This window comes from Arenimonas sp. MALMAid1274, assembly GCF_049195245.1.
Taxonomy (GTDB): Bacteria; Pseudomonadota; Gammaproteobacteria; order Xanthomonadales; family Xanthomonadaceae; genus Arenimonas.
Genome location: NZ_JBMIRR010000027.1, coordinates 20,672 through 46,544, shown reverse-complemented (window position 1 = coordinate 46,544; position 25,873 = coordinate 20,672). Strand labels below are relative to the sequence as shown.

The 25,873-nt window shown below is 70.8% G+C and carries 27 protein-coding genes; 12 read left to right on the top strand and 15 right to left on the bottom strand.

The window, feature by feature from the left end:
* Window positions 1–2: 2 nt before the first annotated feature.
* The 8 genes from yajC to ACOQFR_RS08520 form a co-directional block, all read right to left on the bottom strand.
* On the bottom strand, window positions 3–338 hold the full coding sequence (gene yajC / locus ACOQFR_RS08555) for a preprotein translocase subunit YajC (protein WP_421380814.1): 336 nt from the start codon (window positions 336–338) through the stop codon (window positions 3–5).
* A gap of 98 nt (window positions 339–436) precedes the next feature.
* Window positions 437–1,546: a tRNA guanosine(34) transglycosylase Tgt gene (tgt, locus tag ACOQFR_RS08550; protein ID WP_421380811.1), complete on the bottom strand. Its 1,110-nt coding sequence runs from the start codon at window positions 1,544–1,546 to the stop codon at window positions 437–439.
* Window positions 1,543–2,613: a tRNA preQ1(34) S-adenosylmethionine ribosyltransferase-isomerase QueA gene (gene queA / locus ACOQFR_RS08545; RefSeq protein ID WP_421380808.1), complete on the bottom strand. Its 1,071-nt coding sequence runs from the start codon at window positions 2,611–2,613 to the stop codon at window positions 1,543–1,545. Before queA ends, tgt begins: the two co-directional genes overlap by 4 nt.
* A gap of 114 nt (window positions 2,614–2,727) precedes the next feature.
* On the bottom strand, window positions 2,728–3,330 hold the full coding sequence (locus tag ACOQFR_RS08540) for a response regulator transcription factor (protein WP_421380805.1): 603 nt from the start codon (window positions 3,328–3,330) through the stop codon (window positions 2,728–2,730).
* The gene (locus ACOQFR_RS08535; protein WP_421380802.1) at window positions 3,327–4,448 is read right to left on the bottom strand and encodes a sensor histidine kinase; all 1,122 of its coding nucleotides are present in this window, start codon (window positions 4,446–4,448) and stop codon (window positions 3,327–3,329) included. Before ACOQFR_RS08535 ends, ACOQFR_RS08540 begins: the two co-directional genes overlap by 4 nt.
* Before the next feature lie 26 nt (window positions 4,449–4,474).
* Window positions 4,475–6,292, bottom strand: a complete 1,818-nt coding sequence (locus ACOQFR_RS08530; protein ID WP_421380799.1) for a CIA30 family protein — start codon at window positions 6,290–6,292, stop codon at window positions 4,475–4,477.
* A gap of 7 nt (window positions 6,293–6,299) precedes the next feature.
* Window positions 6,300–7,082, bottom strand: a complete 783-nt coding sequence (locus ACOQFR_RS08525) for an ABC transporter permease (RefSeq protein WP_421380796.1) — start codon at window positions 7,080–7,082, stop codon at window positions 6,300–6,302.
* On the bottom strand, window positions 7,079–8,002 hold the full coding sequence (locus ACOQFR_RS08520; RefSeq protein WP_421380793.1) for an ABC transporter ATP-binding protein: 924 nt from the start codon (window positions 8,000–8,002) through the stop codon (window positions 7,079–7,081). The genes ACOQFR_RS08525 and ACOQFR_RS08520 overlap by 4 nt, the downstream gene beginning before the upstream one ends.
* A gap of 231 nt (window positions 8,003–8,233) precedes the next feature.
* Here ACOQFR_RS08520 and ACOQFR_RS08515 point away from each other — a divergent pair, with 231 nt between their 5' ends.
* Complete coding sequence (locus tag ACOQFR_RS08515; protein ID WP_421380790.1) at window positions 8,234–9,736, top strand: aminotransferase class III-fold pyridoxal phosphate-dependent enzyme; 1,503 nt, start codon at window positions 8,234–8,236, stop codon at window positions 9,734–9,736.
* A gap of 100 nt (window positions 9,737–9,836) precedes the next feature.
* Here the strand turns inward: ACOQFR_RS08515 and ACOQFR_RS08510 are convergent, their stop codons facing one another.
* Window positions 9,837–11,018, bottom strand: coding sequence for an FAD-dependent oxidoreductase (locus ACOQFR_RS08510; protein ID WP_421380787.1), 1,182 nt, complete (start codon window positions 11,016–11,018; stop codon window positions 9,837–9,839).
* The gene (ubiH, locus tag ACOQFR_RS08505) at window positions 11,015–12,226 is read right to left on the bottom strand and encodes a 2-octaprenyl-6-methoxyphenyl hydroxylase (protein WP_421380784.1); all 1,212 of its coding nucleotides are present in this window, start codon (window positions 12,224–12,226) and stop codon (window positions 11,015–11,017) included. The genes ACOQFR_RS08510 and ubiH overlap by 4 nt, the downstream gene beginning before the upstream one ends.
* Window positions 12,227–12,326: 100 nt before the next feature.
* Between ubiH and ACOQFR_RS08500 the strand changes: the two genes are divergently transcribed.
* The 10 genes from ACOQFR_RS08500 (at window position 12,327) to ACOQFR_RS08455 (ending at window position 21,681) form a co-directional block, all read left to right on the top strand.
* A complete protein-coding gene (locus ACOQFR_RS08500; RefSeq protein WP_421380781.1) occupies window positions 12,327–12,917 on the top strand; it encodes a hypothetical protein in 591 nt (196 codons plus the stop codon).
* 7 nt (window positions 12,918–12,924) lie between these two features.
* Window positions 12,925–13,479, top strand: a complete 555-nt coding sequence (locus ACOQFR_RS08495) for a cob(I)yrinic acid a,c-diamide adenosyltransferase (protein ID WP_421380778.1) — start codon at window positions 12,925–12,927, stop codon at window positions 13,477–13,479.
* Window positions 13,480–13,481: 2 nt separating this feature from the next.
* Complete coding sequence (locus ACOQFR_RS08490) at window positions 13,482–14,402, top strand: histone deacetylase family protein (protein WP_421380775.1); 921 nt, start codon at window positions 13,482–13,484, stop codon at window positions 14,400–14,402.
* A 79-nt stretch (window positions 14,403–14,481) separates the two neighbouring features.
* The gene (gene lptD / locus ACOQFR_RS08485; protein ID WP_421380772.1) at window positions 14,482–16,710 is read left to right on the top strand and encodes an LPS assembly protein LptD; all 2,229 of its coding nucleotides are present in this window, start codon (window positions 14,482–14,484) and stop codon (window positions 16,708–16,710) included.
* A 39-nt stretch (window positions 16,711–16,749) separates the two neighbouring features.
* Window positions 16,750–18,087 carry a peptidylprolyl isomerase gene (locus tag ACOQFR_RS08480; protein WP_421380769.1) on the top strand — a complete coding sequence of 446 codons (1,338 nt, stop codon included), beginning with the start codon at window positions 16,750–16,752 and terminating at the stop codon, window positions 18,085–18,087.
* Window positions 18,088–18,092: 5 nt separating this feature from the next.
* Complete coding sequence (pdxA, locus tag ACOQFR_RS08475; protein WP_421380766.1) at window positions 18,093–19,064, top strand: 4-hydroxythreonine-4-phosphate dehydrogenase PdxA; 972 nt, start codon at window positions 18,093–18,095, stop codon at window positions 19,062–19,064.
* The gene (gene rsmA, locus ACOQFR_RS08470) at window positions 19,061–19,873 is read left to right on the top strand and encodes a 16S rRNA (adenine(1518)-N(6)/adenine(1519)-N(6))-dimethyltransferase RsmA (RefSeq protein ID WP_421380763.1); all 813 of its coding nucleotides are present in this window, start codon (window positions 19,061–19,063) and stop codon (window positions 19,871–19,873) included. The genes pdxA and rsmA overlap by 4 nt, the downstream gene beginning before the upstream one ends.
* Window positions 19,874–19,883: 10 nt before the next feature.
* Window positions 19,884–20,264, top strand: a complete 381-nt coding sequence (gene apaG, locus ACOQFR_RS08465) for a Co2+/Mg2+ efflux protein ApaG (RefSeq protein WP_421380760.1) — start codon at window positions 19,884–19,886, stop codon at window positions 20,262–20,264.
* Window positions 20,264–21,109, top strand: a complete 846-nt coding sequence (locus ACOQFR_RS08460) for a symmetrical bis(5'-nucleosyl)-tetraphosphatase (protein WP_421380757.1) — start codon at window positions 20,264–20,266, stop codon at window positions 21,107–21,109. Before apaG ends, ACOQFR_RS08460 begins: the two co-directional genes overlap by 1 nt.
* An 80-nt stretch (window positions 21,110–21,189) precedes the next feature.
* Entirely contained in the window at window positions 21,190–21,681 is a 492-nt protein-coding gene (locus ACOQFR_RS08455; protein ID WP_421380754.1) for a hypothetical protein, read from the top strand.
* On the opposite strand, the gene ACOQFR_RS08450 is transcribed toward ACOQFR_RS08455, so the two are convergent.
* Genes ACOQFR_RS08450 through ACOQFR_RS08430 form a run of 5 tightly spaced genes read right to left on the bottom strand, consistent with a single transcriptional unit; the run spans window position 21,663 to window position 25,005 of the window.
* Window positions 21,663–22,160, bottom strand: a complete 498-nt coding sequence (locus tag ACOQFR_RS08450; protein WP_421383245.1) for a dihydrofolate reductase — start codon at window positions 22,158–22,160, stop codon at window positions 21,663–21,665. The genes ACOQFR_RS08455 and ACOQFR_RS08450 overlap by 19 nt on opposite strands.
* A gap of 11 nt (window positions 22,161–22,171) precedes the next feature.
* The gene (locus tag ACOQFR_RS08445) at window positions 22,172–22,966 is read right to left on the bottom strand and encodes a thymidylate synthase (RefSeq protein ID WP_421380751.1); all 795 of its coding nucleotides are present in this window, start codon (window positions 22,964–22,966) and stop codon (window positions 22,172–22,174) included.
* The gene (lgt, locus tag ACOQFR_RS08440; protein ID WP_421380748.1) at window positions 22,963–23,859 is read right to left on the bottom strand and encodes a prolipoprotein diacylglyceryl transferase; all 897 of its coding nucleotides are present in this window, start codon (window positions 23,857–23,859) and stop codon (window positions 22,963–22,965) included. The genes ACOQFR_RS08445 and lgt overlap by 4 nt, the downstream gene beginning before the upstream one ends.
* A 24-nt stretch (window positions 23,860–23,883) precedes the next feature.
* The gene (locus tag ACOQFR_RS08435) at window positions 23,884–24,597 is read right to left on the bottom strand and encodes a TerC family protein (protein WP_421380745.1); all 714 of its coding nucleotides are present in this window, start codon (window positions 24,595–24,597) and stop codon (window positions 23,884–23,886) included.
* A gap of 21 nt (window positions 24,598–24,618) precedes the next feature.
* Window positions 24,619–25,005 (bottom strand): diacylglycerol kinase, encoded by a 387-nt coding sequence (locus ACOQFR_RS08430; RefSeq protein WP_421380742.1) that lies wholly within the window; start codon window positions 25,003–25,005, stop codon window positions 24,619–24,621.
* A 148-nt stretch (window positions 25,006–25,153) separates the two neighbouring features.
* Here ACOQFR_RS08430 and ACOQFR_RS08425 point away from each other — a divergent pair, with 148 nt between their 5' ends.
* Window positions 25,154–25,846: a DUF533 domain-containing protein gene (locus ACOQFR_RS08425; RefSeq protein WP_421380739.1), complete on the top strand. Its 693-nt coding sequence runs from the start codon at window positions 25,154–25,156 to the stop codon at window positions 25,844–25,846.
* Window positions 25,847–25,873 lie beyond the last annotated feature (27 nt).

The following is a 25,873-nucleotide window of genomic DNA, read 5'->3' as shown; positions in this document are numbered from 1 at the left end:
GTTCAGGCGGACTTCAACGTGCCCTTGGGCAGGACCGCGGTGACGGCGCCGCGCTGGACCTTGATGGTCACCCGGTCGGCGACCTCGACGGTGACGAAGCTCTCGCCCAGGTCCTCGATGCGGCCGGCGATGCCGCCGCTGGTGATCACTTCATCGCCCTTCTGCAGCTTGGACAGCAGCTCGCGATGCTCCTTGGCGCGCTTCATCTGCGGCCGGATCATCATGAAATACATGGCCAGGAACACCACGCCCATCAGGATGAAGCTGGGCAGCGGGCTGGGGGCGGGCGCGGCGGCCTGGGCGGCGGCCGGCGAAATCAGGATATCGAGCAGGGACATGGGCTTGGACGGTCCGACAGGGAATCAAGCGCAAAAGTATGCCACAGCCGCCCTCCGCCCCGCCCCGCCGGCCGGGAACCCCGCCCGGGCCGGCCGGTTCAGGGCTGCCGGGCGGCGTGGAAGGCGGCCCGGAAGCCCTCGAAGCGCCCGGCCTCGATCGCGGCCCGGATCTCGCGCATCAGCTGCTGGTAGTGGTGCAGGTTGTGGATGGTGCCCAGCATCGAGGCGAGGATTTCATTGCAGCGGTCCAGGTGGCGCAGGTAGGACCGGGTGTAGCCGCTGGCGCAGGTGTAGCAGGTGCAGCTCTCCTCGATCGGCCGCAGGTCCTTCTCGTACTGCGCGTTGCGGATGCGCACCTGGCCGCCGCGCACGAAGTAGTGGCCGTTGCGGGCGTTGCGGGTGGGCATGACGCAGTCGAACATGTCGATGCCGCGCGCCACCGCCTCCACGATGTCCTCGGGCTTGCCCACGCCCATCAGGTAACGCGGCTGGTCCTGGGGCAGCAGGGGAACCAGCGCGTCCAGGGTGGCGTTGCGCTCCTCGGGCGGTTCGCCCACGGCCAGGCCGCCGACCGCATAACCGTCGAAGCCGATGGCCTTGAGCCCCTCGGCCGAGCGCGCCCGCAGGTCGATGTGGGTGCCGCCCTGCACGATGCCGAACAGCGCCGCGTCGTTGCGCTCGTGGGCGCGCTTGCTGCGTTCAGCCCAGCGCAGGCTCAGCTCCATGGACTTGCGGGCCACCGGCTCGGTGGCCGGGTACGGCGTGCACTCGTCGAAGATCATCACGATGTCCGAGTCCAGCGAGCGCTGCACCTGCATGCTGACTTCCGGCGACAGGAAGACCTTGGCGCCGTCGGTGGGCGAGGCGAAGGTGACGCCCTCCTCGGTGATCTTGCGGCGCTTGGCCAGCGACCACACCTGGAAGCCGCCGGAGTCGGTGAGGATGGGCCCGTCCCAGCCGCAGAAGCGGTGCAGCCCGCCGTGCAGGTCGATCACCTCCATGCCCGGGCGCAGCCACAGGTGGAAGGTGTTGCCCAGGATGATTTCGGCGCCGATCGCGCGCAGCGACTCGGGCAGCATGGCCTTGACCGTGCCGTAGGTGCCCACCGGCATGAAGGCCGGCGTCTCGACGCTTCCCCGCGGGAAATGCAGCCGGCCGCGGCGCGCGGCGCCGTCCTGGCCCAGTTTTTCAAAGCGCATGCGGCTCATCGGGACGTTCCAACAGGTGCCGGGCCCGCAGTGCGGTCGGCAGGATCAGGCGTGAGCAGCATGGCGTCGCCATAGCTGAAGAAGCGATAGCGCTGGGCCACCGCATGCGCGTAGGCCGCCAGGATGCGCTCGCGGCCGGCGAAGGCCGACACCAGCATCATCAGCGTGCTCTCGGGCAGGTGGAAATTGGTCAGCAGTGCATCCACGGTGCGGATGCGGTAGCCGGGGAAGATGAAGATGCGGGTTTCGCCGGCGAACGGCGCCACCTCGCCGTCGCGTGCGGCCGATTCCAGCGCGCGCACCACCGTCGTGCCCACCGCCACCACGCGGCCGCCGGCGGCTCGCGTGCGGGCGATCTGCTGGCACAGTTCGGCGCCGACGTTGAGCCACTCGCTGTGCATCTGGTGGTCGTGCACCGATTCGGCCCGCATCGGCTGGAAGGTGCCGGCGCCGACGTGCAGGGTGACGTGCCCGAAGGCCACGCCCTTCGCGGCCAGCGCATCGAGCAGCGGCTGGTCGAAGTGCAGGCCGGCCGTGGGCGCCGCCACCGCGCCGGCATGGCGCGCGAACAGGGTCTGGTAGCGCTGCAGGTCGGCCTCGCCGGCCTCGCGCTGGATGTAGGGCGGCAGCGGCATGCGACCCGCGCGCAGCAGAAGTTTTTCCAGCGGCTCGTCGGTGTCGAAGCGCAGCCGGTAGAACTCGCCCTCGCGGCCCAGCACCGTCAGCGCGGTGCCCTCATCCAGGGTGATGCGGCCGCCCGGCTTGGGCGACTTGCTGGCGCCGACCTGGGCCAGCACCTCGTGCGCGCCGGTGACGCGCTCGAGCAGGATCTCAACCCGGCCGCCGCTTTCCTTGCTGCCGTGCAGGCGGGCCGGAATCACGCGGGTATCGTTGAAGACCAGCAGGTCGCCGGCGCGCAGGTACTCCGGCAGGTCGCGCACCTGGCGGTCCTGGTAGGGCGGCGCATCGTCGGGCACCACCAGCATGCGGCTGGCCGAACGCTCGGCCAGCGGCGACTGGGCGATCAGCTCCGGCGGCAGGTCAAAATGGAAATCGGACTTCTTCAAGGCGCAGGACGGTGGGTGCGGCGGGGCGGCATTATCGCCCCGAATCGCCCCGTGTTGCCCGTGCCCGCCCCGAGACTGGCGCGCCACGCGCGGTTTCCTGCGCGTTCCCGGCGCCTAGAGCCAGCCCTTGGCCCGCGCGCTGCGGTAGGCCTCGATGCGGTTGGCGGCGCCCAGCTTGCCGATCGCCTCGGACAGGTAATTGCGCACCGTGCCCTGGGAAAGATGCAGGCGCTGCGCGATGTCGGCGCTCTTGGCGCCCTCGCCCGCCAGGCGCAGCACCTGGCGTTCGCGTTCGGTGAGCGGGTCCTCTTCGCCCCAGGCCGCCACTGCCAGCTGCGGGTCGATCACGCGGCCGCCGGCGTGCACCTGCCGCAGCGCTGCGGCCAGCTGCTCCGAGGGCGCGTCCTTGAGCAGGTAGCCGCGCACGCCGGCGTCCAGCGCGCGGCGCAGGTAGCCGGCGCGTGCGAAGGTGGTGATGATCACCACGCGCGTGCGCAGCCCCGCCTCCTGCACGCGCAGGGCCAGGTCCAGGCCGGTGAGGTGCGGCATTTCGATGTCGGTGACCAGCAGGTCGGGCGCGTGCCCGGACACCGCGCGCCAGGCCGCTTCACCGTCGCCGGCTTCGGCCACCACCTGCAGGTCGGTTTCCAGCCCCAGCAGCGCGGCCAGCGCGCCGCGGACGAGGGCCTGGTCCTCGGCCAGCACCAGGCGGATCACGGCGCCGGCCCCGGCAAGGCGGTGACCGGCACGCTGACGGTGAGCCGGGTGCCGCCGCCGGCCGGGCTGTCGATGTCCACGCGGCCGTCGAAGGCCGCTACCCGCTCGCGCATGCCGGCCAGTCCGGTGCCCGGCGTCACGATGCCGCCGCGGCCGTCGTCGGCAATGCTCAGCCGCCACTCGCCGCCGTGCTGGGCCAGCTCCACGTCCACGCGGCTGGCCCGGGCGTGACGCAGCACGTTGGTGGTGGCTTCGCGCAGCGCCATCGCCAGCGCCGATTCCACGTTCGCCGGCAGCGCCAGCGGCGCCAGGCTCTGGTCGAGCCGGATGTCGGCCGACAGCAAGGCCAGGCGCGTGGCCGCCAGCTCGGCCTGCAGCCCGGTCGCGCGGATGCCGACCACGGCCTCGCGCACCTGGGCCAGGGCCTGGCGGGCCACGGCTTCGACCTCGCCGATCTGGCGTTTCGCGGCCTGCGGGTCGCGTTCGACCAGCCGGCCCGCGAGTTCGCTCTTGATCGCCACCAGCGACAGCGTGTGGCCCAAGAGGTCGTGCAGGTCGCGACCGATGCGCTCGCGCTCGGCCATCGCGGCCAGGCGGCCCACCTCGTCCTGGGTCAGGCGCAGCTCGGCATCGCGCCGCGCCTTGGCGCGGCCGAACAGGGTGCCGGCCAGCACCAGGATGGCGATCACCGCGAGCATGGTGCTCCAGCCCATGGCCAGCGCCACGTTGGGCAGCGTCCACCAGAATTCCAGCGACGCCAGCGCGACCAGCAGCACGGTGAGGCCGATCGCCCAGCGCGCCGGCACCGCCCAGCCCAGCATGCCGGCCGCATAGATGATGAAGGTATGGCCGCCGGGGTTGAACGGGATCAGCGCGAAGCCCAGGGCTGCCACAGCCAGCGCCAGCACGCCGCGGCGACGGCCGGTGGCGCGGTAGAAACCGAAGTGCATCGGCAGGAACACCAGCACCGCGCCCACGCTGGCGATCCACGCCGTCGCGGACCAGCGGCCCGAAAAGGCCAGCGGCACGAACACGAAGACCAGGTAGGCCAGGCTGACCCACGGGCTGTCGTGGATGTCGCTGCGTTCTTGGGCCTTGGGTCCGGTGAGGGCGTTCAAGGGAGGGCTCCGTGGGTGGGCAGACCTTAGCGGATTTCGACGCCGTCGAGTTCAAACCAGAACGCGCCTTCGGGCTCGCCCGTGGTGATGGCGATGGCGCGCAGCTGGCCCGCATCCACGCCGGTGAACTCCGCCAGCGGCAGCTCCACCCGGGCCCACTCCCCCGTGGTTTCGATGCTGCGCGCGGCGGGCGGCGTGCCCTGCCCGCCCGAGAACACCAGCACGCTGAGGCGGCGGCCATCGCCGCGGACGTGCATCACCAGCGACGATACCGCGCGGGCATCCACCGCCTGCATCATCTGGTCGCCGGGATTGAAGAAGGCCCCCGCCCAGCGCTGCGCCGCGCCCGGCCGGACCTGGCCCTGCACGCGCAGCGCGCCTTCGCTGCCCTCGGCGCCACCGGCAACACGCGCCACGCCGGCCTCGGACTGTCCGCCGGCCATGCGGTCGCTGGTGGCGGACCAGCCGCTGCCGAGCCGGCTGTCCAGGGTCGCGCCGTCGAAGTGGCTGACCGGTCCGGCCGCGATGACGGGCACGTCGGCGGTCTTGTAGCGGCGGTCCACTTCGCGGCCGTTTTTCCAGATCGTTGCGATGGCGCGCGTGCGGCTCAGGTCGGTGGAAGGATCGCCCTCCACCAGCACCAGGTCGGCGCGCAGGCCTGCGCGGATGCGGCCACGATCCGCCAGGCCGAAGGCATCGGCCGGACCGGAGGTGGCTGCAGCCAGCGCGGCGGCAGGCGTCAGCCCGGCCTGCGCCAGCCAGGTGAGTTCGTCGTGCATGGACACGCCGTGCGCCGTGCCGGGGTTGGGCGCATCGGTGCCGGCCAGCACGCGCACGCCCGCGGCGTGCAGGCGACGGACGGATTCCAGCGCGTTGTCCAGCAGGGCCGGATTGCCCTCGCCGAACGCCATGCGGGCCGACAGCGTCTGCCGCTGCCCGGGCGACAGGAAGGGCAACAGCGCCGGATCCTGCGCCAGCGCACTGTGGCGTCCGGCGATGGACGCGACCACGCTCAGCGTGGGCACCACGAACGCGCCCTTGTCCCGCGCCAGCGAGACGAACGCCGCATCCGCGGGCGCGTCCTGGAATACGTGCACCAGCCCGTCGGCGCCGTCGCGCACCGATTCGCGCGCAGCCTCCTGCGCCGAAGCGTGAACCACGGCGCGAAGACCGCGTTCGTGGGCCGCGGCGATCACTGCGGCGGCAGTGTCGGCATCCAGGCTGGGCAGCGTGCGGCTGCTGTCGTAAACCTGCAGATCCTCGCGCACGATCTTGATGAAATCCGAACCTTCGGCCTGGCGGTCGGCGACCCAGCCCGAGGCGTCGGCAGGCGCGGCCAGCGTCGGCACCGTCACGCCGAACTGCGTGCCATGGCCACCGTCGGCGGTGGCCAGCAGCCCCGCCGACCACAGGTCGGCCTGCGCCGTCGCGTCGAGCGAAGCGCGCTGGCGGCGCGCCTCGGGCAACTGCGCCGGGTCGCTGAACATGTCGATCTGCGAGGTGACGCCGAAGCGCAGCGCGTCGGCGCGGGCCTCGCCCCAGGTGTGCACATGGGCATCGATCAGGCCAGGCAACAGCGTGCGCCCGCGACCCTCGACGATCGCCACGCCGTCCGGAATCGCGATATCGGGGCCCACGGCGTGGATCAGGCCGTCTCGCACGTGCACGTGGCTGCGATCGATGAAGGCCTCGCCGTCGAACACGCGCACGTCGCGTACGACGAACTCGCTCGCACCGGCTTCGGCCGGAGCGGACCCTTGCACCGGCGCCGGCGCCTGGAAGGCCCAGAACAATCCCCCCAGCGCGAGCGCGCTGGCCACCACCGTGAGCTTGATCAGTTTCATGGCCACCTCAGGCCTTGCGCAGCCGCAGCGCGGCCAGGGACAGGAACAGCAGGGTCATCACCGCCAGCACCGCGGCATGCAGGCCGTAACGCACACCCTCGGCCTGGCCGACGATGCCCAGAGTCATCTGTCCCAGGTGCCAGGCCGGCCACAGCACGGCCAACTTCTGCATCACGGCGGGAAACACGAACAGCGGAATCCACAGGCCCGACAGCAGCGCCATCGGCAGGTACACCAGGTTCACCACCGCGACCGCCGCCTGGCCCTTCACCAGCGCGCCGATCCACAGGCCGATCGCGCAAAAGGGCAGCGTACCGAGTACCAGCGTGGCGGCCAGCTTGAGCCAGGTGACCAGGCTGATGTCCACGCCGCCGAAACCCACCGCCGCGATCGTCAGCAGCCCCACCACCGCCATCGCGAAGGCCAGGCTCATCGCGATCTTGGCCAGGAAGTAGGCGCTGGTCGGCATTGGCGACACGCGCTTTAGGTCGAGCCAGCCCTGCTCGCGTTCGATCGCCAGGCCGACGCCGAAGCCGAACAGTGCCGGGCCGATGACACCGAAGGCGCAGTAGGTGGCGAACAGGTAGGCCGCCTTGTCCAGGCTGCCCCACTGGCCCGGCACCAGCAGGGCGAACACCACGTAGAAGACCAGCGGGAAGGTCAGCGTAGGGACCGCGAAGGCAGGCGTGCGCAGCACGCGCAGGAATTCGAACCAGGCTTCCAGCGCGTGGATGCGCAGCGACGAGGGCCGGCCCAGGCCGGCGAGCACGGGATGCAGGGACGGGTTCATCGGGTCACCTCGGGGGCGGCCGGGGCCGCGGTCAGGGAAAGGAAGGCGTCTTCCAGGCTCAGCGGGCGCACTTCCAGGTCGGACAGGCCGGTGTCGGCCTGCAGCCAGCGGCGCAGCAGGGCTTCCACGTCGCTGCTCAGCACCTGCAGGTGGCCATCGCTGGCCTCGGCACTGGCCACTTCCGGCCAGGCTTGCACCTGGGCCAGGCCGAGCGTGCTGCGGGCACGCACGCGCTTGCCGGCGGCGCGGGCCTTGATGCCGGCCGGCGTGTCCTGGGCCAACACGCGGCCACCGGCCATCAGCACCACGCGGTCGGCCAGGGCATCGGCCTCCTCCAGGTAATGCGTGGTGAGCACGATGCCGGTGCCTTCGGTGCGCAGCTGGCGGATCACGTCCCAGAAGGCGCGGCGCGATTCCACGTCCAGGCCCACCGTGGGTTCGTCCACGAACAGCAGGGGCGCACGGCCGCAGATCGCCAGCGCGAACTGCACGCGCCGCTGCTGGCCGCCGGACAGATCGGCGTAGGGCCGGCGGGCCAGGTCGGTGAGGCAGGCCAGGGCCAGGGTTTCGGCCACCGGCCGCGGCCGGGCGTAGTAGCTGGAGAACAGGCGAACGTGCTCGGCGACGCGGATCGTGTCGCCCAGCGAGCCCTCCTGCAGCATCACGCCGATGCCGCGGCGCATCGCCGCGTCGCGCGGGTCGCCGCCGAACAGTTCGGCCGTGCCGGCATCGGGGCCCAGGCGGCCCGTCAGCAGGCCCAGCGCCGTGGTCTTGCCGGCACCGTTGGCGCCCAGTACGGCCAGCACTTCACCGGCGTGCACCTGCAGGTCCACGCCATCGAGCGCGGTGATCGCGCCGTAGCGCTTGACCGCGCCGCGCAGGGCGGCCAGGGGCATCGGGCTTGGGGACAGCTGGGACATCGCGCACCTCCAGGTTGTGGCGCCAGTCTTGCCGGCGGGCACAGGCCGCCCCAGTGGAGGCCGTCAGCCATCGCGGGTGACAGCTGTCACCGGGGCGCCCGGGATTCAAACGGATGGGGGTTACGCGGCCATGGGCGCGGTGGTAACATCGCGGCCAAGTATTTGATTTTCAACGCAAGACCCAACGCGCGAGGACCTTCCTCGCGTTCTTGTTTGGGCCGGGAGAGCGCCATGAATCTGATCGAGACCCTCAAGCCCCTGCGCAGCCATGCCGGGACCGTCCGCACCGCCGGTCTGGACGACGCCACCGTGCTGCGCCTGGCCGCGCGCTTCCCCGAGCTGGCGCAGGCAGTGCAGGCTGCGGCGACCCAGTACGAAGCCATCCGAGCCGAGTTCAGCGACTTGCTGGAGCTCGACGAGCAGGCGCAGATCGACGCCGTGCAGGGCGGCTTCGTCAATTTCTATCCCGAGGACGCGGTGAATCCCTACGTCGCCCTCGCGGCGCGCGGTCCCTGGGTGGTGACGCTCAAGGGCGCCGTGGTGCACGACTCCGGTGGCTACGGAATGATCGGCTTCGGCCACACGCCGCAGGCCGTGCTCGAGACCATGGCCCGCCCGCAGGTCATGGCCAACGTCATGACGCCTTCGCTGTCGCAGCTGCGCATCGTGCGCGCGCTGCGCGCCGAGATCGGCCACAACCGCGGCGGTTGCCCGTATGCCCGTTTCCTGTGCCTGAACTCGGGCTCGGAGTCGGTGTCGCTGGCCGGCCGCATCGCCGACGTCAATACCAAGCTGCACACCGATGCCGGTGGCCGCCACGCGGGCAAGCGGGTGAAGCGCATCGCGGTCAAGGGCGCCTTCCACGGCCGCACCGAACTGCCGGCGCTGTACTCGGATTCTTCGCGCAAGGCCTACCAGCAGCACTTGGCCAGCTACAAGCACCACAGCGACCAGCTGGTGACCATCGAGCCCTACTCGATCGAGGGGCTGCGCCAGGCCTTCGCCGACGCCGACGCCCATGGCTGGTACTTCGAGGCCATGTTCCTGGAGCCGGTGATGGGCGAAGGCGACCCGGGCCGCGCGGTGCCGCCGGAGTTCTATGCGGTCGCGCGCGAGCTGACGAAGGCGCACGGCACCCTGCTGCTGGTGGACTCCATCCAGGCCGGCATCCGCGCCCACGGCGTGCTGTCGGTGGTGGACTATCCGGGCTTCGAGGGCCTGGAGGCGCCGGACATGGAGACCTATTCCAAGGCGCTCAATGGCGGCCAGTATCCGCTGTCGGTGCTGGCGGTGAACGAGCGCGCCGCGGGCCTGTATCGCAAGGGCGTGTACGGCAACACCATGACCGCCAACCCGCGCGCGCTGGACATCGCCGCCACCGTGCTGGGCCTGCTGACGCCGGAACTGCGCGCCAACATCCGCGAGCGCGGCCGGGAGTTCGTGGACAAGATCAACCGGCTCAAGGACGAACTCGGCGGCGGCCTGATCACCCAGGTTCAGGGCACCGGCCTGCTGTTCTCGTGCGAGCTCGACCCCTCGTTCAAGTGCTTCGGCGTGGGCTCCACCGAGGAATACATGCGCGAGCGCGGCATCGGCGTGATCCATGGCGGCACCAACTCGCTGCGCTTCACCCCGCACTTCGCGGTCACCAGCGAGGAAGTGGACCTGGTGATCGAACACATCCGCCAGGCCCTGCTGCACGGCCCCCGCGCCGCCCGCGCCGAAGCCGCCTGAACCCGCGACCTCGTACCGGGTGTGTGCATTCCTCGCGGAATAAACATACCTGGTATGAATTCCCGCCTCGCGGAATAAACATACCTGGTATGTTTTCGGGTTAGCGGCCGGAGGCTTGGCGCAGCAGCAGGCGGGCGACGCCCGGGACCCTGCCGGCCAGGCCGAGCAGCGGCCCGCGCACCAGGGTGGGCCACATCGCATCGTTGCTGAAGACGCGGTTGATCGCTTCGAAGGAGTACGCGGCCAGCGCGTTGTCGCTGCGGCGGCCGCGCTCCCAGCGCGCCAGCCGGTGTGCGGCACCCAGGTCGGCGCCGCGCGCGGACGCACGCTGCAGCTCCGCGCGCAGCGCCGCGACGTCGCGCAGCCCCAGGTTCACGCCCTGCCCCGCCAGCGGATGCACCGCGTGCGCGGCGTCGCCGAGCAGGGCCACGCGACCGGCCACGTAAGCCTTCGCCAGCTGGCGCCGTAGCGGGAATGCCACGCGCGCCGACGCCAGCCGCACCTGACCCAGGCGGGCATCGAAGGCGCGCGTGAGCTCGCGTTCGAACGCTTCCGGTTCCAGGGCCAACCGCCGCCGCGCTTCGGCCTCGGGCTGCGTCCACACGATCGAACTGCGGCCATCGGCGCAGGGCAGGAAGGCCAGCGGCCCGGACGGCAGGAAGCGCTGCCAGGCCGTGTCTTCATGCGGGTGTTCGGTCTGTACGTAGGCGACCAAGCCCTGCTGGCCATAGTCATGCCGGTCCACGTCCAGCCCGGCCAGCTCACGCACCCGCGAGGCGGCGCCGTCGGCGCCCAGCAGCAGCCGCGCCCGCAGTCGCTGTCCGCCCTCGAGCACCGCCGTGACGCTGTTGTCGTCCTGCTCCAGCGCCACCAGCTTGTCGGGACAGTAGCGCTGCACCCCCGGCTCGCGCCCGCAGGCCGCCCAGAGACGGTCCACCAGCAGCGCATGTTCAACGATGTGGCCCAGATGGTCGCGGCCGAGCGATTGCGCGTCGAAGTCGAGTTCGGCGCCACCGGCGGCATCCCATACCCGCATGCGCCGATAGGGATGCGCGCGGGCGGCGCGCACTGCGTCCCAGGCATCGAGCGACTGCAGCAGCGCGGCGCTGTCGGGCGCAAACGCATAGACGCGCAGGTCCGTCGAAGCGGGCGTCCACGCCTCGGGCGCATGCGCTTCCACCAGCGCCACCCGCAGGCCGTCGCGCGCGGCGGCGAGCGCCGCCGCGCTGCCGACCACGCCGGCGCCAACCACCACCAGGTCCCACGGATCACGGCGGCTCATGCGCCACCCCGCGACAGGGCCGGCACGCGGCCCCGGAATCCCATCGCGCCCGCCACCAGCGGATCGGCCAGGCCGGGCACCTGTCCCAGCGCCAGCAGCCCCATCGAACGCAGCACGTGCATCGGGAACGAAGCGTTGGCCGTCGCGCGCGCCAGTCCGTCGCTGAAGGCCAGCGTCTGCGCGCGATCTTCGCTGCGTGCCTGCGCGTAGGCCGCAAGCAGCGCCGGCTGCCCCGGGTCCGCGCCCGAAAGTGTCTCGGCGAGCGTCAGCGCGTCGCGCAGCCCGAGGTTGAAGCCCTGCGCTCCGATCGGATGCAGGGTCTGCGCCGCATTGCCCACCAGCACGCAGCGCGGCGCGGTCAGGCGCTCGGCCACCACCTGCACCAGCGGATAGCCGGAACGCGCACCGACCCGGCGCACGCGGCCTGCACGCCAGCCGAAGCGCTGCTGGAAATAGGCCGCATAGTCGGCATCCGACAGCGCCAGCACCTGCGCCGCCTCCTCGCGCGCGACGGCGCAGATGGCGCCGTAGTGACCGCCAGCCATCGGCAGCAGGGCCACCGGCCCCTGCGCGCTGAATCGTTCGTAGGCCGTGCCATCGGGGGCCTGGTCGGTGGCCAGGCTGCAGACCAGCAGCGTCTGGCCGTAGTCATGTTCGCGCACGCCGATGCCGTGCGCCGCGCGCACGAGCGACCGGGTGCCGTCGGCGGCCACTAGCAGGCGCGTGCGCAGGCGTCGTGCGCCGGCCTCGCCGTCCAGCTGCACCTCGGGCCCTTCGGCACCGGGATGGACCGCGGTCACCCGCGCCGGCCGGTGTCGCACCAGGCCGTCGCAGTCACGCAGCCGGGATTCCAGCGCCTGGCCCAGTTCTCGCGCCAGCACGACGCCACCGAACTGCTCGCGGCCGTGGTCGCTGGCCTCCAGCCGCACGCTGCCGAAGTCGCCCACGCGACTCACCTGCACCCGGCGGATCGGGGCGGGCGGCGTCGCCAGCCGCGGCAGCACGTCCAGCGCCTGCAGCGCATTCAGGCTGGCCAGGGCCAGGGCGAGCTTGCGCTCGTCGAAGCCGGGCGCGCCGTCCTGCGGCAGGCTGGCTTCCACCTGGCTCACGCGCCAGCCGCGGCCATGCAGTGCACAGGCCAGCGCGCTGCCCACCAGGCCACCGCCCAGGATCAGGATGTCGTGGTCGAAGTCGTCTTGATGCGCCATGGCCGGATGATACCCGGCCCGCCATGCCGCCCGTCGTGATGGCCCGCTGGCCCCGCAGTTCCGTTAAAATGCCGGCCTGACCTCCGGAAGCCCCTCGCCCATGCCCCTCTCCCTCCGCTCGCGCCTGGCCCTGTTCTCGGTGCTCGCCCTCGTCATGGCGGCCACCCGGTTCAATCATTTCGGCAGCGTGCCCGATGCCTCGTGGGCGGTGTTCTTCATCGCCGGCTACCAGCTGCGCGGCAGCGTGCGCTGGGCCTTCCCGGCGCTGATGGCGATCGCCGTGGCCGTCGACTACCTGGTCATCTCGGCCACCGGCCAGAATTTCTGGACCCACTACTGCGTCTCGCCGGGCTACTGGTTCCTGCTGCCCGCGCACTTCAGCCTGTGGGCCGGCGGCAGCCTGCTGCGCCGCTACGCCCCCGAGCCCACTGCCAACGCGCTCGCGCTGCTGGTGCTGGCCGTGGTGGCCAGCGTCGCGGCCTGCCACCTGTTCGCCCAGGGCGGTTTCTACTGGCTGAGCAACAGCGTGGCCGATCCCACCCTGGCCGGCTGGGCCAAGAACTACGCCGACTGGTTCCTGCCCTACCTGCGCACCACCGGCATGTACGTCGCGCTCGCCACCGTGGTGCACCTGGCCATGCTGGCCGTGCTGCGCCCGGGTACGTCCGCCGCCGACCGCAGCGTCGGCTGAGGCGGCGATGGGCAACCGCCTGTCCAAGATCTACACCCGCACCGGCGACGACGGCAGCACCGGACTGGGCGATGGCTCGCGCGTGTCGAAGGATTCCGCGCGCGTCACCGCCTACGGTACCGTCGACGAAGCCAACTCGGCCATCGGCCTGGTGCTGGCCGCCGACCTGCCCGAAGACGTGCGCACGGTGCTGGTGTCGGTGCAGCACCAGATGTTCGATCTCGGCGGCGAGCTTTGCATTCCCGGCCACGCCGCCATCTTCGACGCCGACATCCAGCGCCTGGAAGACCAGCTCGACGCCTTCAACGCCGACCTTCCGCCGCTAAAGGACTTCATCCTGCCCGGGGGTGGCCTGGCCGCCGCGCACTGCCATCTGGCGCGCACCATCTGCCGCCGCGCCGAACGCGAAGCGGTCACGTTGTCTCACCACGATGCCGTGCGGCCCGAAGCCATCCGCTACCTCAACCGCCTGTCAGACCTGCTGTTCGTGCTGGCCCGCGTGCTCGCCCGCGCCAGCGGCCACGGCGAGGTGCTCTGGAACCACGAGCGCCGGAAAGGCTAGGCGTGCTGCTCTACACCCATCCCGCCTGCCTGGCACATGACCCGGGCGCCGGCCACCCGGAATGCCCGGCGCGGCTGGAGGCGGTGCTGCACGCGGTACGCGCCGCCTATCCGCTGCTGCCCTGGCGCGATGCGCCCAAGGCCTCGCGCGATGCCCTGCTGCGCGTGCACAGCCGCGACCTGGTGGCCCGCCTGCTGGACACGCCGATCCCGCACCACGTGCGACTGGACGAAGACACCGCGATGTCCACCGATTCGCCCGAGGCCGCGCTGCGCGCCGCGGGCGCCGGCATCGCCGCGGTGGACGCGGTGATGTCGGGCGAAAGCAGGCTGGCCTTCTGCGCGGTGCGTCCGCCGGGCCACCACTCCACCGGCCCGGTGGCAATGGGCTTCTGCCTGTTCAACGCGGTGGCCGTGGCAGCTGCGCATGCCGTGCACGCGCACGGCCTGGAGCGCGTGGTGATCGCTGACTTCGACGTGCACCACGGCAACGGCAGCCAGGACATCTTCGCCGCCGAGCCGCGCGTGATGTACGCCAGCTCGCACCAGTCGCCGCTGTATCCCAACACCGGACTGGCCAGCGACGTGGGCGTGGGCAACCTGGCCAACGCGCCGCTGGCGCCCGGTGCCGGCAGCGAGGCCTTCCGGCACGCGTGGCGCGAGCTGCTGCTGCCGCGCATCGAGGCCTACCGCCCGCAGCTGGTGCTGGTCTCGGCCGGCTTCGACGGCCATCGGCTCGACCCGCTGGCCGACCTGTCGCTGGAAGCCGACGACTACCGCTGGATCAGCGCCGAGCTGGCTGCGCTGGCGGGGCGCCATGCGCAGGGCCGGCTGGTCTCGCTGCTGGAAGGTGGCTACAGCCTGGCGGCGCTGCGCGCATGCAGCGTGGCGCACCTGCAGGGACTGGGTGCCGTCGCCGCCTGAGGCGGTATCGCCGGTGCGTCGTGTTGCCCCCCACCCCGCCATGGGCCAAGCTATCATGCCTTTTTCCCGGGATGCCTCCGTGCGCCGTCCAGTCCTTCGCCTGCTTCCGTTCTGCCTGGCCTTGGCCTGCGCCGCCCGCGCCCAGGAAGTCGCCCCGCCCACCTGGGACCTGTGCCCGGCGCCGGATGCGATTCCGCTGTTCCGCCCGCTGCCCACCGATCCGGCTCCCGCCGCCGATCCGGCCACGCTGCCCACCGACCTGAGCGCCGAGAACCTCGACGTCAGCAAGCAGGAAGTCACGGTGCTCAGCGGCAAGGTCGAACTGCTGCGCGGCGAACAGTGGCTGGGCACCGACAAGCTCACCTATTTCAGCGACTCCGAGCGCTTCAGCACCGAAGGCCCGGTGCAGTACCAGGACCGCGGCCTGCGCTTCATCGCCGAAAAGGCCGAAGGCGACCAGAAGGCCAACACCGTCCGCCTGGACAAGGTGCAGTACCAGTTCAATACGCAGCTGGGCAACGGAACCGCCGACACGCTGACCATGCAGGGCGACCTGGGCCGGCTCGACAACGGCACCTATTCCACCTGCCCGCCGGGCCAGCGCCAGTGGGAGTTCCGCGCGGCGCGCATCGACGTGGACCAGGAGGAAGGCATGGGCACCGCCCGCAACGCCACCCTGCGCCTGGGCGGCGTGCCCGTGATGTGGCTGCCTTACCTGCGCTTCCCCACCGACGACCGCCGCCGCACCGGACTGCTGTCGCCCACGATCGGTCACGACGACCGCAACGGGTTCGAATACGAGCAGCCGATCTATCTCAACCTGGCACCGAACTACGACGCCACCCTCAAGCCGCGCTGGATGTCGGAACGCGGCCTGATGCTGGGCGGCGAGTTCCGCTACCTCACTGCGCGCAGCCGCGGCGTACTCGACGGCACCTGGCTGCCCGACGACGACGTCACCGGCCGCGACCGCGGCCTGGTCAGCTACCAGCATTTCACGGCGATCAGCCCGCAGTGGTTTGCCAGCGCCAACCTCAACCACGTCAGCGACGACCGCTACTTCGAGGACTTCGGCGACTCCCTGGCCAATGCCACGGTGTCCCTGCTGGCCAGCGATGCCGGCATCTACGGCCGCGGCCTGGGCTGGACCGCCAGCCTGGTGGCGCAGGACTGGCAGATCGCCAATCCGATCGTGGTGCCGGGCACCGAACCCTACCGCCGCCTGCCCACGGCCCAGGCCCAGTGGAACCGTCCGTTCGCCGACTGGCTCGAGCTCGGCATCGCCGCTGAAGCGGTGCGCTTCGAGCACGAGTCGCTGGATGGCGGATCGCGCGTGGACCTGCGGCCCTACCTGCGCCTGCCCTTCGGTGGCGCGGCCTGGTTCGCCACGCCCGAGCTGGCGTGGCGCTACACCGCCTACTCGCTCGACGACGCGCTTGTGCCGGCCGGCGGCAGCGACAGCCCCAGCCGCAGCCTGCCGATCATGAGCCTGGACGCCGGTGCCTTCTTCGAGCGCGAGCTCAACTGGCGCGGCGGCAAGTTCCTGCAGACGCTCGAGCCGCGCCTGTACTACCTCAATGTTCCCTACCGCGACCAGGACGAGCTGCCGCTGTTCGACACCCAGCCCCTCACCTTCAGCTGGCCCGGCCTGTTCCGCGACAACCGCTTCGGCGGCGCCGACCGCCAGGGCGATGCCGACCAGGTCACCCTGGCCCTGAGCAGCCGCATCCTCAGCGCCAACGATGGCCGCGAGATTCTCAGCGCCGGCATCGGCCGCGTGCATTATTTCGATGCGCCGCGGGTCACCGTGCCCGGTGCGCCGCCGCTCTCGGACGATGGCTCGGCCTGGGTGGCCGAGGCCAGCCTGGCGCTGGGCGAGCGCTGGAGCCTGGGCCTGGCCCAGCAGTGGGATCCGGACACCGAGCGCACCACGCTGTCGGCGGTCCGCAGCCAGTGGCGTTTCGGCCAGGGCGGCCTGCTCAACGCCGCGTACCGCTACCGCGCCGACCTGCTCGAGCAGACCGACCTGTCCTTCGTGCTGCCCCTGAACGACCGCTGGCGCCTGATGGGCCGCTGGAACTACTCCCTGCGCGACGACCAGACCCTGGAGGCGCTGGGCGGCTTCGAATGGCGCAGCTGCTGCGTCGCCCTGCGCGTGCTGGGCCGGCGCTACATCCGCGAGTTCGGGGGCGATTCCACCACGGGCATTTATCTTGAGCTGGAGCTGAACGGCGTCGGCGGCCTGGGCCGCAACACGGCCCGTTTGCTTGATGATGCTATCCTTGATTATTCCCGATATTCACGCTGAACCCATGGCGCCGGCCCCGGCGCCGGAGCCATGAAACGCATGAAGAACGCCCTGCATTCCCTCCTCGCCGGCCTGCTGGTCCTGGGTACCCTGCTCTCGCCCGCCGCGGCGCGCGCGCAGGCCACCACGCCGATCGACACCATCGTCGCGGTCGTGGACGAAGACGTGATCCTGCGCAGCGAACTCGACCGCGCGGTCAACAACATCATGCAGCAGTACGCCTCCCAGCCCGGCCAGCTGCCGCCGCGTGCCGTGCTCGAGAAGCAGGTGCTCGACCGCCTGGTCATCATGCGCCTGCAGCTGGTGCGCGCGGCCGACACCGGCATCCGCGTCGCCGACGGCGAACTGGCCCAGGCCGTGCAGAGCGTGGCCTCGCGCAACCGCATGACCGAGGACCAGCTGCGCCAGCGCCTGGCCGCCGACGGCCTGAGCTACGAGGAATTCCGCACCAGCCTGCGTGAGGAAATGCTGGTCGAGCGCCTGCGCCAGCGCTACATCCAGTCGCGCGTGCAGGTCAGCGAGACCGAGATCGACCAGCTGCTGGCCGTGCGCGCCATCGGCGGCCCGGAGGTTCGCCTGGCCAACATCGTGGTCGCGCTGCCCGACGGCGCCACCCCGGACCAGGTCGCCACCGCGCAGAAGAAGGTGCAGGGCGTGCGCGACCTGATCGTGCGCGGCGAAATGGATTTCCGCGCCGCGGCCATCCGCTACTCCGATTCGCAGAACGCGCTGGAAGGCGGCGAGATCGGCTGGCGCGCGCTCGACGCGATCCCGCCCAACTTCGTGGGCATCATCCAGGCCATGAAGCCCGGCGACATCAGCGAGCCCGTGCGTGGCCCCAGCGGCTACCAGATCATCCAGCTGATCGAGACCCGCGAGGCCGGCCAGCAGACCGTCACCGAATACCAGGCCCAGGGCATCATGGTGCGCGTCACTCCGACCCTGCCGGTGGAAGCGGCGCGCCAGAAGGCCGAAGACCTGCACCGCCGCCTCGTGGCGGGCGAAGACTTCGGCACGATCGCCCGCGAGAACTCCGACGACACCCTGACGCGCGCCGAAGGCGGCGACATGGGCTGGTTCGCGATCAATGCCTGGGGCAGCGCCATCGGCAACCAGATCCAGACGCTCAGCGATGGCCAGCTGTCGGCGCCGTTCCAGAGCGAGGTGGGCTTCCACATCATCCAGCGCCTGGGCACCCGCGAGCAGGACGTCACCGAGCAGAACCGCCGCAACCAGGCGCGTGAAGTGATCGCCCAGCGCAAGTCCGAAGAAGAGTTCGAGCGCTTCCTGCGCCAGATCCGCTCCGAAGCCTACGTCGAGAGCCGCCTCGACGGCCCCGAGGCGCCGGCCGAAGCCGCGCCCGCCACCACGCCCTGAGCGCGGTGAGCGTCCGGCTGGCCCTGGTTCCAGGCGAGCCGGCCGGCATCGGGCCCGAACTCTGCGTGCGGCTCGCCCAGCGCGAGCGCACGGTGCACTGGCTGGCCTACGCCGATCCCGACACCCTGCGCGCGGCCGCCGCCGCGCTTGGACTCCCGCTGCGGCTGCGCGACCCGGACCAGCCTTGCGGACCCGGCGAATTGTCGCTGCACTCCATTCCGCAGCCGCGTCCCGTGCGCTGGGGCCAGGCGGATCCGGCCAATGCCCCTGCCGTCATCGCCGCGCTGCAGCAGGCCGGCGCCGCCTGCCTGTCGGGCCAGCTGCAGGGCCTGGTCACCGGCCCGGTGCACAAGGCCAGCATCAACGAAGGCGGCATTCCCTATTCGGGCACCACCGAACTGCTGGCGAAGCAGGCCGGCTGCGAGGTGGTGATGATGCTCGCCAACCCGACCCTGCGGGTGGCGCTGGCCACCACCCACCTGCCCCTGCGGGCGGTGTCCGACGCCATCACGCACGAAGGCCTGACCCGCACCCTGCAGGTGATGCACGCGGCGCTGCGGCGCGACTTCGGCCTGGCCTCGCCGCGCATCGCCGTGCTCGGGCTGAACCCGCATGCGGGCGAAGACGGCCACCTGGGCCACGAGGAGATCGAGGTGATCACGCCCGTGCTGCAGGCGCTGCGCGCGCAAGGCATGGACCTGCCGGGTCCGCTGCCGGCCGACACCGCCTTCCTGCCGGCGAAGCTGCAAGGCTTCGACGCGGTGCTGGCGATGTACCACGACCAGGGCCTGCCCGTGCTCAAGCACGCCGGCTTCGAAAACGCCGTCAACGTCACCCTGGGCCTGCCCTACCCGCGCGTGGCCGTGGACCACGGCACTGCGCTTGAACTCGCGGGCCGCGGCCTGGCCCATCCTTCCAGCCTGTACGCCGCGGCCGACTTGTGCGCGCGGCTGGCTGCCCGCAGGATGCCGGCATGAGCAGCTTCAAGGCCCCGCCGAAAAAGAACCTGGGCCAGCATTTCCTCGCCGACCGCACCTACATCGACCAGATCGTGATGGCGGTGAATCCGCGCGCCGGCGACCGCCTGGTCGAGATCGGCCCGGGCCAGGGCGCCATCACCTTCCCGCTGCTGCGCGGGCAGGGCGAGCTGACCGTGATCGAATTCGACCGCGACCTGATCACGCCGCTGATGGAGGCGTCCGAAGGCGTGGGCCGGCTCACCATCATCCACAAGGACGTGCTGCAGGTGGACTTCAGCCGCCTTGCCGGCGACGAGGGCCCCCTGCGGCTGGTCGGCAACCTGCCGTACAACATTTCCTCGCCCATCCTGTTCCATGCGCTGGAGCACGCCGGCGCGGTGCGCGACATGCACTTCATGCTGCAGAAGGAAGTGGTGGACCGCATGGCCGCCGATCCGGGCAGCAAGGTCTATGGCCGGCTGAGCGTGATGCTGCAGGCCTATTGCCGCGTCACCTCGCTGTTCGACGTGCCGCCGGGCGCGTTCCGGCCGCCGCCGAAGGTCGATTCCTCGGTGGTGCGGCTGGTGCCCAAGGCGCCGGACGAGATCGGCATCGGCGATCGCGCGCTGTTCGAGCGTGTGGTGCGCGACGCCTTCGGGCAACGCCGCAAGACCTTGCGCAATGCCCTGTCCCAGCTGTGCAGCGGCGCCGACATCGAGGCCGCCGGCCTGCGTCCCGATGCCCGCGCCGAGCAGCTGCACGTGGACGAATTCATCGCGCTGACCGCGCACCTGGCCGCGCTGCCCCCGGACGCGCGTCCTGCGTAGAATGGCGGGCATGGACTCGCCCCTGCACGCCATCGAGGTGATCGTCGCCACCCGCTTCCTCGACGACCAGTCGATCCCGGACGACGACCGCTATGTGTTCGCCTACACCATCCGCATCCACAACGTCGGCACCGTGCCGGCGCGGCTGATCAACCGCCACTGGCTGATCACCGACGCCAACGGCAAGGTGCAGGAAGTGCGCGGCGAAGGCGTGGTCGGCGAGCAACCCTGGCTGCGCCCCGGCGAACATTTCGAATACACCTCGGGCGCCGTGCTCGAGACGCCGCTGGGCACCATGCGCGGCAGCTACGAAATGCTGGCCGACGACGGCACCACCTTCGACGCGGTGATCGACCCCTTCACCCTCACCATTCCGCGGACCCTGCACTGATGGCCACCTATGCCATCGGCGACGTGCAGGGTTGCTACGACGCGCTGCAGCGGCTGCTGGAGAAGATCCGCTTCGACCCGGCCGTGGACCGCCTGTGGTTCTGCGGCGACCTGGTCAACCGCGGCGGGCAGTCGCTGGAGACCCTGCGCCTGGTGCATTCGCTGGCCATCCACAGCACCATCGTGCTGGGCAACCACGACCTCTCGCTGCTGGCCATCTCCACCCGGCGCGAGGCCGACAAGCGCAAGGTCAACCCCGACCTGCAGCGCGTGCTGTTCGCCGACGACCAGGAGCTGCTGATCGGCTGGCTGCGCCGGCAGAAGCTGCTGCACGTGGACCGCACGCTGGGCTTCGCGATGGTGCATGCGGGCCTGGCGCCGAAGTGGACGCTGTCGCTGGCCGAGGCGCGCGCGCGCGAGGTCGAGGACAAGCTGCAGTCCGATGCCTTCTTCAAGCTGGTCAAGAACATGTACGGCGACAAGCCGGCCTGGTCGCCCAAGCTCACCGGCGTGGACCGCTACCGCGCGATCATCAACATCTTTACCCGCCTGCGCTACTGCACGCCCAGCGGCCGCATCGGCTTCGAGGACAAGGGCCGCCCGGGCACGCAGAAGCCGGGCATGTATCCCTGGTTCGAAGTGCCCGGCCATGCGCCGCGCGAGCTGCCGGTGGTGTGCGGCCACTGGTCCACGCTGGGCCTGTTCATGGGCCTGGGCATCTATGCCATCGACACCGGCGCGGTGTGGGGCGGCAAGCTCACCGCAATGGAGCTGGGCCCCGAACTTCGCCTGCACCAGGTGGCCGGTCGCGACCTGCCCGCCGGCGGCCCCCGGGTCGAGGACTGAGCCCGCCCCCGCCGGCATTAGTGCCTGGCCTCTTTTCACCCGCTGTAAGCTTCGTGACAACGCTGCAGGAGCAACCCGCCATGATCCGAATCCTTCCCTTCCTGATGGCCGCCCTGCTGGCCCTCGCCGGCCCCTGGGCCGCCGCCCCCGCGCGCGCCCAGGCCGGCGACCCCGCCGCCCACATGGCCGCGCTCCGGGCGCAGCTGGCGCCGGGCAAGCAGACCTTCATCGCCCGCCAGATGGGCCTGACGCCGGCCGAAGAGGCCAGCTTCTGGCCCCACTACGACCAGCACCAGAAGGACCTGGCCGAGCTGGTGCAGCGCCGCCGCGAGAACGCGGCCGCCGCCGCACGCGCGGCCACGGCCGGCACCCTGGAGGCCGACGAGTACGAGGACATCGCCGAGGAGGCGCTGGAGATCGACGCCGACGAGGCCGGGCTGACCGAGCGCACCTACAGCCGGCTCAGCCGCGTGATCCCGCCGTCCAAGGCGCTCAAGTTCGTGCAGCTCGAGGCCCAGGTGGCCGCGCTGCTGCGCTACGAACTGGCGGCGACCTACCCCTTGGGCAACTGAGCCGCCGCGATGCGGCGGTAGTCCACGAATTCGAAGTCGAAGGCGTGGCGCGCATCGGCGGCATGCCGTTCGCGCGACAGCACCTGCCAGTGCGCTGGCTCGAAGGCCGGGAAGAAGGCGTCGGCGTCGGCCACCACGGTGTCCACCCAGGTCAGGTGCAGGCGGTCGGCGCGCGGCAGCGCCAAGTCATAGATTTCGCCGCCGCCGATCACGAACAGCGGCGAGCCACCGGCCCGTGCGATCGCGTCGTCGAGCGACGCCACTGCCTGCATGCCGTCGAACGGCACCACGCCCGAGCGGGTCAGCACCAGGTTCAGGCGACCGGGCAAAGGCCGGCCCAGTGACTGCGCGGTCTTGCGGCCCATCAGCACCGGATGCCCCAGCGTCAGCGCCTTGAATCGCTTGAGGTCATCGGGCAGCCGCCACGGCAGCGCGTTGCCGCGGCCGATGCCGTGGCGACGGTCCAGCGCGGCCACCATCACCACCTGGCTCACACCGCCACCGGCGCCTTGATGGCGGGGTGCGGGTCGTAGCCGGTGATGCGGATGTCGTCGTAGCCCATCGTGAACAGGTCGGTCGCGGTGGGTGCCAGCTCCAGCGTCGGCAGCGGCCGCGGCGTGCGCGCCAGCTGCTCGCGCGCCTGATCGAAATGATTGCTGTAGACGTGCGCATCGCCCAGCGTGTGCACGAAATCGCCCACGCCCAGCCCGCAGTGGCGCGCCACCATGTGGGTCAGCAGCGCATAGCTGGCGATGTTGAAGGGCATGCCCAGGAAGATGTCGGCCGAACGCTGGTAGAGCTGGCAGCTGAGCCGTCCGTCGGCCACGTAGAACTGGAACATCGTGTGGCAGGGCATCAACGCCATCTGCGGCAGCTCGGCCACGTTCCAGGCGCTGACGATCAGGCGGCGGGAATCCGGGTTGCGCCCGATCTCGTCCACCACCCAGCGCAACTGGTCGATCTCGCGGCCGTCGCTGCCGGTCCAGCGGCGCCACTGCTTGCCGTACACCGGGCCCAGGTCGCCCTGCGCGTCGGCCCATTCGTCCCAGATGCTGACCTTGTTGTCGCGCAGGTAGGCGGTGTTGGTTTCACCGCGGATGAACCACAGCAGCTCGTGGATGATCGAGCGCAGGTGCAGCTTCTTGGTGGTGACCAGCGGGAAGCCCTGGGCCAGGTCGAAGCGCATCTGCCAGCCGAACACCGAGCGGGTGCCGGTGCCGGTGCGGTCGGACTTTTCCGTGCCCTGCTCCATCACGTGGCGCAGGAGGTCGAGGTACTGCTTCATGGGGCCGGATCCGGGGCCGGCGGCGGTACCGGCTGCAGCGTGGGCGAGCGGTGCGACAGCCACAGCAGGAACAGGCCCAGCGCGACCAGCGGCAGCGACAGCACCTGGCCCATGGTCAGCCAGCCGAAGGCCAGGTAGCCGAGGTGGGCGTCGGGCTCGCGCACGAATTCGACCAGGAAACGGAAGCTGCCGTACATCAGCGCGAACAGGCCGGAGATGGCGTAGCGCGGACGCGGCTTGCGCGAGTAGGTCAGCAGCACCACCAGCATCACCAGTCCCTCCAGCGCCGCCTGGTAGAGCTGCGAGGGATGGCGCGCGAACGGATCCAGCGCGCCGGAGGCGTGCAGCTCGCGCAGGCGCTCCATCGGCAGCGCGGCCATGTCCGCCGGCAGGCTGTCGGGAAACACCACCCCCCAGCTTCCGCCGGTGGGCTTGCCCCAGAGCTCGCCGCCGATGTAGTTGCCCAGCCGGCCCAGGCCCAGGCCTGCGGGCACCAGCGGCGCCACGAAGTCCATGGTGTCGAAGAAGTGCAGCTTCCTGCTGCGCGACCACAGCGCCGCGGCCACCATCACGCCGATCAGGCCGCCGTGGAAGCTCATGCCTCCCTCATTGATGCGCAGCAGCATCAGCGGGTTGGCCAGGAAGGCATCGAAGTTGTAGAAGAAGACGTAGCCCAGGCGGCCACCCAGCACCACGCCCAGCATGCCGTAGAACAGCAGGTCGCCGAATCCGTCCTCGTTGACGCCCGGCAGCCTGCCGGCACGTACGCGGCGGCGGCCGATCCACCAGGCCACGCCGAAGGCCAGCAGGTACATCAGGCCGTACCAGTGGATGCCGTGCGGCCAGAACGGCAGCGGCACCGCGATCGGATCGATGTCGTGCAGCAGGGTCATGCGGTCTCCCGGCGACGGCGGCCGTCAGCCCCGTCGCTTCTGTTTTCGGTGCGCCAGGATGTTGAGTGTTTCCACGCCGGCCGAGAAGGCCATCGCGAAGTACAGGAACTTGCGGTCGATGTGGAAATCGAAGCCGTCGGCGATCAGCGCCACGCCCACCAGGATGATGAAGGACAACGCCAGCATCTTCACCGTCGGATGCCGGTCGATGAAATCGCCGATCGGATTGGCCGCGAACAGCATCACCGCCACGGCCATCAGGATCGCGGCCACCATCACCCAGCGGTTGTCGACCATGCCGACCGCGGTGATCACCGAGTCGAGCGAGAACACGATGTCGATCACGGCGATCTGCGCGATCACGTAGCCGAACACGGCCGAGGGCTTGGTGCCGATGTCCTCTTCCTCGCCCCGGCCTTCGACCGAGTCGTGGATTTCCATGGTGCCCTTGACCAGCAGGAACAGGCCGCCGGCGATCAGCACCAGGTCGCGGACCGAGAAGTCCTGGCCGAACAGGCTGAAGAGGTCGTTCTCCATGCTGGCCAGGAAGGCCAGCGACAGCAGCAGCAGGATGCGCGTGACGCAGGCCAGCGCCAGGCCGAACTTGCGCGCCTTCGGGCGCTGTTCGGGCGGCAGCTTGCTGACGGCGATGGAAATGAAGACCAGGTTGTCGATGCCCAGCACGATCTCGAGCGTGGCCAGCGTGAACAACGCGATCCAGATTTCAGTGTCGTACATCCATTCCATCGTGACGCCGCCTCAGGTGAGATAACGGGGACCCAGGATTAGGCCCCAGCAGATCAGTACGTTCATGTCGGCCAGGAACACTGCGGCCGACCCCATGTCCTTGGCGCGGCCGGCCAGTTCGTTGTGCTCGTTGCCCCAGCGGTCCACGACCGCCTCGACCGCCGAATTGAGCACCTCGACCACCAGCACCAGCACCATCGAGCCCACCAGGATCGCCTGCTCGACGCCGCCCTGCCCCAGCCACAGCGCCAGCGGCGCCAGCACGATGAAGAGGTAGACCTCGAGTCGGAACGAAGATTCCACGTCCCAGGTGGCACGCAGCCCCTTCATCGACCACAGGAACGCCTGCCAGGCCCGGAACGGGCTGCGCGGGGCGTGACTGCCGGTGCTGTCGGCCATCGTGGGCGGGGACTCGTGGATCGCGATAGGTCGCGCATTTTGCCACAGTCCGCGCGGTGCCCGGCCGGACCGTGACCTTCGGGCCCTTGTCCCGGCCCCGGAACGTCCCCACCCTCGAAGAACCCTCATTCCCTGCCAGGAGCGCGCGATGTTCAACCCGGAAAAACTGCTCGGCCAGCTGATGGGCGACGCGATGTCGGGACAGCTGGGCGGCCGCAAGCGCAAGCGCAGCTCGGGCCTGGGCGGCCTGCTGGGCGGCTCCTCCGGCGGCCTGTCGACCGGCACCAAGGCCAAGCTGGGCCTGGGCCTGCTGGGCATCGCGGTGGCGGCCTACCAGCACTACCAGCAGTCGTCGGGCAACCAGGCCAATCCGCTGTCGGGCGCCGGCGCAACGCCGCCGCTGCCGGCGGCCGGCATGGGTCCGCCGCCGCCCCCGCCGGCCGCGGCCCAGGCGCCTCCGCCGCCGCCTGCCGCCACGCCCGCGCGCCAGGAGCAGGCCATGCACCTGCTGCGCGCGATGATCACTGCGGCGCATGCCGATGGCCTGATCGACGGCACCGAGCGCGAAGCCATCCTCGGCCGCGCGCGCGATGCCGGCATGGATGCGGAAAGCCTGCAGGCCCTGGACGCCGAGATCCGCGCGCCGCTGACGCTGGAACAGCTGGCCGTGCGCACGCCCGCCCACCAGCGCGCCGAGGTCTATGCGGCTGCGCTGATCGCCATCACCGCCGACACCGAGGCCGAACGCGCATTCCTGGATCGACTGGCCGGCCAGCTGGGGCTCGACGATGCCTCGCGCGCGGACATCCACGGTCAGCTGGGCCTGCGCGCCGCTCTGTGATTCCCACGGAGCGGCCCCCGCACTCGC

Excerpts from the sequence above, each read along its gene's own strand:
- ACOQFR_RS08515 (WP_421380790.1), top strand. The coding sequence starts at position 8,234 with ATGAATCTGATCGAGACCCTCAAGCCCCTGCGCAGCCATGCCGGGACC.
- ACOQFR_RS08450 (WP_421383245.1), bottom strand. The coding sequence starts at position 22,160 with ATGGTGGCCGCGCTGGACCGTCGCCACGGCATCGGCCGCGGCAACGCG.
- tgt (WP_421380811.1), bottom strand. The coding sequence starts at position 1,546 with ATGAGCCGCATGCGCTTTGAAAAACTGGGCCAGGACGGCGCCGCGCGC.
- apaG (WP_421380760.1), top strand. The coding sequence starts at position 19,884 with ATGGACTCGCCCCTGCACGCCATCGAGGTGATCGTCGCCACCCGCTTC.
- ACOQFR_RS08530 (WP_421380799.1), bottom strand. The coding sequence starts at position 6,292 with ATGAAACTGATCAAGCTCACGGTGGTGGCCAGCGCGCTCGCGCTGGGG.
- ACOQFR_RS08430 (WP_421380742.1), bottom strand. The coding sequence starts at position 25,005 with ATGGCCGACAGCACCGGCAGTCACGCCCCGCGCAGCCCGTTCCGGGCC.
- ACOQFR_RS08435 (WP_421380745.1), bottom strand. The coding sequence starts at position 24,597 with ATGTACGACACTGAAATCTGGATCGCGTTGTTCACGCTGGCCACGCTC.
- ACOQFR_RS08445 (WP_421380751.1), bottom strand. The coding sequence starts at position 22,966 with ATGAAGCAGTACCTCGACCTCCTGCGCCACGTGATGGAGCAGGGCACG.
- ACOQFR_RS08455 (WP_421380754.1), top strand. The coding sequence starts at position 21,190 with ATGATCCGAATCCTTCCCTTCCTGATGGCCGCCCTGCTGGCCCTCGCC.
- ACOQFR_RS08500 (WP_421380781.1), top strand. The coding sequence starts at position 12,327 with ATGCCCCTCTCCCTCCGCTCGCGCCTGGCCCTGTTCTCGGTGCTCGCC.
- ACOQFR_RS08480 (WP_421380769.1), top strand. The coding sequence starts at position 16,750 with ATGAAGAACGCCCTGCATTCCCTCCTCGCCGGCCTGCTGGTCCTGGGT.
- ACOQFR_RS08460 (WP_421380757.1), top strand. The coding sequence starts at position 20,264 with ATGGCCACCTATGCCATCGGCGACGTGCAGGGTTGCTACGACGCGCTG.
- ACOQFR_RS08425 (WP_421380739.1), top strand. The coding sequence starts at position 25,154 with ATGTTCAACCCGGAAAAACTGCTCGGCCAGCTGATGGGCGACGCGATG.
- yajC (WP_421380814.1), bottom strand. The coding sequence starts at position 338 with ATGTCCCTGCTCGATATCCTGATTTCGCCGGCCGCCGCCCAGGCCGCC.
- ACOQFR_RS08495 (WP_421380778.1), top strand. The coding sequence starts at position 12,925 with ATGGGCAACCGCCTGTCCAAGATCTACACCCGCACCGGCGACGACGGC.
- ACOQFR_RS08510 (WP_421380787.1), bottom strand. The coding sequence starts at position 11,018 with ATGAGCCGCCGTGATCCGTGGGACCTGGTGGTGGTTGGCGCCGGCGTG.
- ACOQFR_RS08525 (WP_421380796.1), bottom strand. The coding sequence starts at position 7,082 with ATGAACCCGTCCCTGCATCCCGTGCTCGCCGGCCTGGGCCGGCCCTCG.
- lgt (WP_421380748.1), bottom strand. The coding sequence starts at position 23,859 with ATGACCCTGCTGCACGACATCGATCCGATCGCGGTGCCGCTGCCGTTC.
- ACOQFR_RS08520 (WP_421380793.1), bottom strand. The coding sequence starts at position 8,002 with ATGTCCCAGCTGTCCCCAAGCCCGATGCCCCTGGCCGCCCTGCGCGGC.
- ubiH (WP_421380784.1), bottom strand. The coding sequence starts at position 12,226 with ATGGCGCATCAAGACGACTTCGACCACGACATCCTGATCCTGGGCGGT.
- rsmA (WP_421380763.1), top strand. The coding sequence starts at position 19,061 with ATGAGCAGCTTCAAGGCCCCGCCGAAAAAGAACCTGGGCCAGCATTTC.